Annotated in this window: 6 protein-coding genes and 1 pseudogene; 1 reads left to right on the forward strand and 6 read right to left on the reverse strand. The window is 59.1% G+C overall.

What is annotated here, in order from left to right:
* On the reverse strand, positions 1-802 hold an 802-nt coding region (locus tag DBR12_RS22695; protein ID WP_369861463.1), incomplete at its 3' end, for a M48 family metalloprotease.
* A 195-nt stretch (positions 803-997) separates the two neighbouring features.
* Here DBR12_RS22695 and moaC point away from each other — a divergent pair.
* The gene (moaC, locus tag DBR12_RS09705) at positions 998-1,471 is read left to right on the forward strand and encodes a cyclic pyranopterin monophosphate synthase MoaC (protein ID WP_108617050.1); all 474 of its coding nucleotides are present in this window, start codon (positions 998-1,000) and stop codon (positions 1,469-1,471) included.
* A 55-nt stretch (positions 1,472-1,526) separates the two neighbouring features.
* Here the strand turns inward: moaC and DBR12_RS09710 are convergent, their stop codons facing one another.
* The 5 genes and pseudogenes from DBR12_RS09710 to DBR12_RS09730 form a co-directional block, all read right to left on the reverse strand.
* The gene (locus DBR12_RS09710) at positions 1,527-2,294 is read right to left on the reverse strand and encodes a pilus assembly protein (protein WP_108617054.1); all 768 of its coding nucleotides are present in this window, start codon (positions 2,292-2,294) and stop codon (positions 1,527-1,529) included.
* Positions 2,295-2,363: 69 nt separating this feature from the next.
* Positions 2,364-2,936, reverse strand: a complete 573-nt coding sequence (locus DBR12_RS09715) for a prepilin-type N-terminal cleavage/methylation domain-containing protein (protein WP_108617051.1) — start codon at positions 2,934-2,936, stop codon at positions 2,364-2,366.
* Positions 2,937-3,241: 305 nt separating this feature from the next.
* On the reverse strand, positions 3,242-4,027 hold the full coding sequence (locus DBR12_RS09720) for an MBL fold metallo-hydrolase (protein ID WP_108617052.1): 786 nt from the start codon (positions 4,025-4,027) through the stop codon (positions 3,242-3,244).
* Positions 4,028-4,057: 30 nt separating this feature from the next.
* Positions 4,058-6,322: a CHASE2 domain-containing protein gene (locus DBR12_RS09725; RefSeq protein WP_108617053.1), complete on the reverse strand. Its 2,265-nt coding sequence runs from the start codon at positions 6,320-6,322 to the stop codon at positions 4,058-4,060.
* Between the two features lie 83 nt (positions 6,323-6,405).
* Positions 6,406-6,672, reverse strand: a pseudogene (locus DBR12_RS09730) (FHA domain-containing protein); the annotation flags it as partial.

Consider the following 6,672-nt stretch of genomic DNA (forward strand, 5'->3'; position numbering starts at 1 on the left):
GTGCGGCCACCATGGCATGCTCCAGCGAGGTCGCCACCGCCTGACCTAGGTTGGCGCCGGGTGGGTGGCGTGACTGCATGTCTGCCATGCGCTCGGTAGTCAGCGGATGGCTGCGCAGGTAGGGCCACGAGCCATTGTCATTGAGTCGATTGGCCTGTTGCAGCTTGTCAAACATGCTAACAAAACCCAAAGGCGAGAACCCGGCGGGTGCCATCAGTCCGTAGCCGATGCGGTCTGCCTCCCGCTCCATATCGCGCGAGAAGTTCAGTTGGTTCTGCATGGCCAGGGCCTGGCCGCCCACCACCAGTGCCTGCGTGGCACCGGGATTCTTGCTGGCCGCGAGGGCGCCCAGCACCAGCGCCCCCAGCAGCAGCGGGGTCTGCTTGCTCTGTTGTGAGATCAGGCGCGAGATGTGGCGTTGGGTCACGTGGCTGAGTTCGTGCGCCAGCACCGACGCGAGTTCATCACGCGTTGCCACCACCCCCACCAGGCCCAGGTGCACTCCCAGGTAGCCGCCGGGTAGTGCGAACGCGTTCACCGTGCGATCCCGTCCCAGCAGAATCTCCCAGGCGAAGCGCTCATCCAGCTCGGGGGACAGCTCTCCGCGCGCCCGTGCCGCTTCCATCAGCGGCTGCCAGATGCCCTGTACATAGTCGGCGATGACCGGATCATCGATGTAGTCGGGGTCCCGGTACAACTCGCGGATGATGCGATCACCCAGGCGGCGCTCGGCGCTGGTGGTGAGGTCGCCGCTTTCGCCGAGGGTGGGAAGCTGGGACTGGGCATGGACTGGCAATGCCAAGCAAATTGCTATAAAAAAAATAGCAACGGAGAGGCGACTGCCGCGCCAGAAGGGCGAAAAAATACCAAAAAAAGCGAGGGGGTGGGGCCATGGTGGGGCAGCAAGCCCGCGGGGCCAAAAGCGATTCCGCATGCCCGTATGATGCCCTGAGCCACCGATTGTTTCGTAACAACAACCATTTGCCGATCTACTGCCATGTCTTCCCTCACCCACTTTGATGCCCAAGGCCAAGCCCACATGGTGGATGTAGGCGCCAAACCCGCCACCCACCGAATCGCCGTAGCGACTGGCCGCATCGAGATGCAACCGGCAACCCTGGCCATCATCGAGAGCGGCACGGCCAAGAAGGGAGACGTGCTGGGCATTGCCCGTCTCGCAGGCATCATGGCCGCGAAAAAAACCAGCGATTTGATTCCGCTGTGCCATCCGCTGGCATTGACGCGGGTGGCGGTGGAGTTTGAGTTAATACCCGCCGACAATGCGGTTCAATGCACTGCCACTGTGGAGACGGTGGGCCCGACCGGTGTGGAAATGGAGGCGCTGACGGCGGTGCAGGTGGCCTTGCTGACCGTTTATGACATGTGCAAGGCGGTGGATAAAGGCATGGTAATTCGAGGCGTCAGGCTGCTCGCCAAACACGGCGGAAAGTCTTCCTGGAGTGCCCCGTAGGTATCAGAAACTCAGGTGTTGCCGAATGCGATTAAAGCGGCTCTTGGTCTCAAATTCAAAAACCATCGCCTCTCAAAAAACCTTGAACCATTCCTTTGTTGTCCAAAACGGCAATCCAATCGCGTCGCGCAACAACGGGTAAGTAAAAAAAATCATCAAAATTAGAATCCTTTAGATTGATTATTTTTTTCGCGGCGCCTTCTTGTTGTGGAAATTTTTTCAGGAAATCACGTAAATTTTTAGCTCTCTTGAGTGATTTTGCTGCAGCATCCCCTTCATAGCGAATATAAAAATCTGCGCGTTCGGCATAGTCTCTACCCCCTTGCACGGATTCGAACATCACTTCTTGGCGCTCTCGTGCATCTTTAGGATCTCGGATTGCAATGACCATTGGCCCTGCATTCCAACGCGGGCGTAGTGCTTCTTCCAACTTAGCCACTTTAGTCATTTCCAGTTCTGGCAGTGTAATGACTTTAAATCGATCTACCTCTTGTACTAAATATACTGGACGTGCATGCCATAGGATATTTAGTCCATACGAGAGTGCTCCCAGTTGAATGACAAAAATAAATCCTAAATCACGCCACAATTCTGATCGTGGTTTCTTGGGGTCAAAAACAACTGCCGTGAGCATTGGGCCGCAGACGATATCGATGGAAACTATCAGCAAAAATAAATCCCGACCCCCGGCGAAATCCCCATATGGATGGGGGTACCATAATCCAAACACCAACGCGGCAGCCATTAATCCAATTATGAGGCTGCATATCAAATGAAGACCTGATGCACGCAAAGCTGACTGCAGCCGCAGGGATTCAGTCATTAACATTTCATTAAAAGATAAAATCCAAACAAAAAGAGCGCCGAAGCGCTCTTTTTTTAATTTATCTAATTAGCGGCACTCAGCAGGTGCGAAGCGAACCGGCAGCGTGGGGGTGCCAGCCACGGCCAAAGTGGCGCGTGTGGTGATGCCGGCAGCATAGCAATCCCAGCGCAGATTCACTGTAGCAGGCGTGCTAGCGGTTGCAGTACCACCAGTCAGCGCAGCACCGTTAGCTGTTACGTTCAACACCAAACGGTTCGTAGCAGCAGGCTGAACCACTGGCAGGTATCCAATAGAAATGTGACCTGTAGCTTGGGCAATGCCAATGCCTGTCGAATTTGCAGTTGCAAATGCAGTTTGCAACTCTGCAACCGTGCAAGCGCCAGCAATGGCGCAGGTTGTTGCGCCAACAGAGCGGGTCGCTACGGTGCCGCCATAACCCGCGCCAAAGGCGTTACCGTTTGCGTTGTTTTCGCCAACAGCGAGTTTTGCTGCACCTGCAAGTGCCAAACCCTCAGTAACACGTGCGCGCACGGTGTAGTCTTGGTAAGCAGGCAGTGCCACAGCAGCCAGAATACCGATGATCGCGACAACGATCATCAGTTCGATCAGGGTAAAACCCTTTTGGATAGAGCGCTTCATAAAAAACTCCTAGGAAAAGTTGCAAATGCGCAGTTGCTATGCAAGCCGCGTGCCTGCCTGTCAGGGCTGCATCCGGTGACTGTTGAACTGCAGTGCAAACCCTAGCTACAAGCACCCAGGCCCGCTGCAGGAGGTCTCGAATCAGCAAAGTCAAGCGTTTGACGAACAAACTCAGTAAAAAAGCTTGTTCTTCAAGATTGTTCACAAATCTCCCTGCAGGTTTGGGTTTGAGAGATCCGCTTCGCGCCAACCCCTCCACCCTGGGGGATTACATTTTTGTCAGCCAGTATTGTCAAGCTGGTGCTTCACACCTCCAGTGTTTGACCTGCGCTCAGCCACCGGATGTCATGTGGACCCAGGGAGTGGGTCATGCCATCCAACTGCCGGATCTCTTCCATGATGAGCTCGGTCTCTGAGGGCTTGGTGTGCGTGATGTAGATGGGATAGCGGTTTGCTGTATTGATATTCGTTAGCTCCTGGGCAAGCGTGTCGGGCGACAGGTGCAGGCTGCGACGGGCGAGTTCGCGTTCGCGGTTGCTGAAGGCGGTTTCTATGACGAGTTGGCTCACGTGCAGGGCGTTGACCCGGTCCCAGAACGGCTGGTTGCGTTCGGTGTCGCCGCTGAAAACCCACCAGCCCGTGTGCCCTCGCACGGCAAATCCTGCGGCGGGCACGGTGTGGCGTGCGGGGAGTGCCTCGATCTCTGTGCCATCGATCGTCATCAAATCGCCAGTCTCGAAAGGCTGGTACCTGAGGAATGGCGATTCTTGCGATGGTATGGTGCTGAAGTCCGGCCAGATGACGTTATTGAACACATGCGTCTGGAGCGCCTCGATGGTGGCTGGCAGGGCATGAACCTGCACGGGGCTGCGGCGCAAGGATGAGACCGAATCCAGCATCAGCGGCAGTGCGGCGATGTGGTCGAGGTGGGAGTGGGTGAGAAGCACATGGTCGATGCGGCCCATTTCTTCCAGGGTCAGATCGCCCACGCCAGTGCCCGCATCGATCAGGATGCGGTCCCCAATCAAGAACGATGTCGTGCGACAGTCCTTGGCGATGGCGCCGGAGCAACCCAGCACGCGAATCTGCATGTGAAGCCTTCCTGCTTTTTGCTTGCTCGCCTACTTGGTGTCGAAGTTGGTGGCGCTGTCCCAGTCTGGGTTGTAAGGCAACAACCGAAGGCTGGCCACGCGCTCGGCGTACAGCGCATGCAACACGGCGTGGGGATCAAACTCTCTCAGCCGCGTCAACAGTGCATCACATTGTGCCCATTCCTGGGCGGCATAGGCTGCGAGAAATTGCGTCCACACCTCCAGCTCTTCCGCCTGGTGGCGTGGTAGCTGGTCCAGTTTGGCCAGCGGTCGGTAGATGGGGACGGCCTGGGCCTTGCCTTTGACGCGGACACGGTCCATCTGCTGCCAGGCGAATTGGGGGGCGAGTGATTTGGCGCTTTCACTCACCACAATGGCGGTCCCATAGTGCTTGGACAGGCCTTCCAGCCGTGAGCCCAGGTTCACGGCATCACCGATGACGGTGTAGGCGCGGCGGATGTCTGAGCCCATATCGCCAACGCACATGACGCCGGTATTGAGCCCGATGCCCACCCCGATCTCGGGCAGGCCGCGCTGCCGGTGGTCGGCGTTGATCTGCCCGATGGCCCGGGCCATTTCCATGGCGGCCGACACGGCCAGGTGGGCGTGGTCCGGGGTGGCAACCGGTGCACCCCAGAATGCCATGACGCAATCGCCCATGTATTTGTCGATGGTGCCCCGGTGGCTGCGGATGATGTGGGTGAGCTTGCTGAACACCTCATTGAGCAGCGCCTGAAGCTGCAGCGGCTCCATGCGTTCCGACATGGCGGTGAAGCCGCGCATGTCGCAAAACATCACCGTGAGCTCGCGGTTGGTCGCCTGCATGCTGTAGTGCTCGGGCTGCTTCACCATCTCGGCCACCAGTTCGGGTGGCACATAGGCGCTGAACAGGGTGGCCAGCTCGCGCTTGGAGCGGCTTTCCACAAAGTAGCCATAGGCCATGTTGAGCGCAAACGCCAGCAGCGCCATCACCACAGCGGTGGCGAGTGGTAGAGCCAGCCCATGGGCCAGATAGAGCCAGAGGTTGAGACCCACCAGCGATGCCACCACGCTGCCGCTAAGCAGCACGGCTGCAGAAGCGGACAGCAGGGGCAATGCCACGGCCAGCAGAAGCCCGGCGCACAGCAGTTGCAATGCATCAAATCCTACGGCGTAGTCGGGCCGTACGATGTTCTTGCCGTCCAGAAAGGCCGAGAGCACATTGGCGTGCGCCTCGACGCCCGGATAGGTTCTGCCGACCGGGGTCACCCGCAGGTCCAGCAGGCCGGGGGCGGTGGAGCCCACCAGCACCAGCTGGTCTTTGAGTTGGCCTGGCGGAAGCTTCCCCTCCAGAACATCCGAGGCCGAGACGTACCGGAACGAGCCACCCCGGGCGTCGCCCGGGCCCCGGTAGGGGATGAGGGTGGCAAGTTGGTCGTCCACCGGCAGAGTCAAAGCGCGGCCGTCGGCCCGCAGCACAATGCTCTGTAGGGCATCGTGGGTGCCGTTGGGTACGGGATTGGCAAAGCCAGGGTGGATGTCTGGCGAGCCAATGACGGCGCGGAACATGGCCAGGGCCAGGGATTCGTAGTATTGCCCCTGGTACTCGGCAAGCAACGGGAGGGAGCGCACCACGCCGTCCTCATCGGTGATCGAATTGAAGAACCCGGCTATGGGTGCGGCGGTGGCCAGGCTTTCGATGTTGCTGCTGTAGCCTTTCCACGATGTGGCGATCAGTGGCAAGCCGCGCAGGCGGTCCAGTGGCAGCGCGGGCGGGGGCAGTGCACCCTTGGTAATGCCGTCGCGGTCATCGCCTGAAAGGTAGTAGCCCAGAACTACTGGACGGCCTTGCAGTGATTGCGCAAACAGTGCGTCGTAGTTCAGCGAGGGGGCGAGGCGCTCCAGCTGCTCCTGAAACCCGGCTTGACCGCGCAAGGGGCCCTGGGCCAGCTCGCGCAAAGTGGACAGGCCGGAGCTGTCGTCCGCCTCGGCGAACACCACATCGAACCCCAGCACGGATACCTGCTGCCGCTCGAACAGTTCGCGTGCAAGGGCGGCCAGCTTGTCGCGCTTCCAGGGCCACTGTCCGATCTGGCCCAGGCTTTTTTCGTCGATGTCGATGATGACGATGCGCTCGTCCAGCGTGCGGGGCATGGTGACCCGCAAGCGCGTGTCATAGATGATGTTGTCCAGCCGCTCCAACACCTGGAGGTGGAGCACATCCGAGATGTGCAGCAGCGCAAAAACCAGCGGTATCAGGGTGACGGCGATGCGCCGCCAGCGGCGCAGAAACAGGTGCGAGAGCTGCTGTCGCATGGGCCTGGCCGCATACTTTCGAACGTTGGGCGATTGCGGCGCTGGAGCAGTCGCCGCCAGGGCGCCGCACCATGCGCCTACCGTCAGCCTTGTTCGAACTGCATCTCTGTACCGGCCAGTTCCAGCCGGTCTCCATGTTTGAGCGGCACCGGAGATGTGCCGATGGAGGCGCCGTTGAGCAACGGCATTTCAGGGCCTTCCACGTGGGCCAGCACAAAGCCCTGGTGGCGTTTGGTGATGGATGCAACTGCTACACCGGGTTTTCCGATGGTAGTCACCACCTTTTGCAAAGACACTTCGCGTCCAGCTGCCGCGCCCGACATGACGCGGATCACGGCGGCGATGGGGGT

Source organism: Acidovorax sp. HMWF029 (assembly GCF_003060895.1).
Lineage (GTDB): Bacteria > Pseudomonadota > Gammaproteobacteria > Burkholderiales > Burkholderiaceae_C > Acidovorax.

What these genes read in the sequence shown, in the direction of transcription:
- moaC (WP_108617050.1), top strand. Translation starts at nt 998, where the DNA reads ATGTCTTCCCTCACCCACTTTGATGCCCAAGGCCAAGCCCACATGGTG.
- DBR12_RS09710 (WP_108617054.1), bottom strand. Translation starts at nt 2,294, where the DNA reads ATGACTGAATCCCTGCGGCTGCAGTCAGCTTTGCGTGCATCAGGTCTT.
- DBR12_RS09715 (WP_108617051.1), bottom strand. Translation starts at nt 2,936, where the DNA reads ATGAAGCGCTCTATCCAAAAGGGTTTTACCCTGATCGAACTGATGATC.
- DBR12_RS09720 (WP_108617052.1), bottom strand. Translation starts at nt 4,027, where the DNA reads ATGCAGATTCGCGTGCTGGGTTGCTCCGGCGCCATCGCCAAGGACTGT.
- DBR12_RS09725 (WP_108617053.1), bottom strand. Translation starts at nt 6,322, where the DNA reads ATGCGACAGCAGCTCTCGCACCTGTTTCTGCGCCGCTGGCGGCGCATC.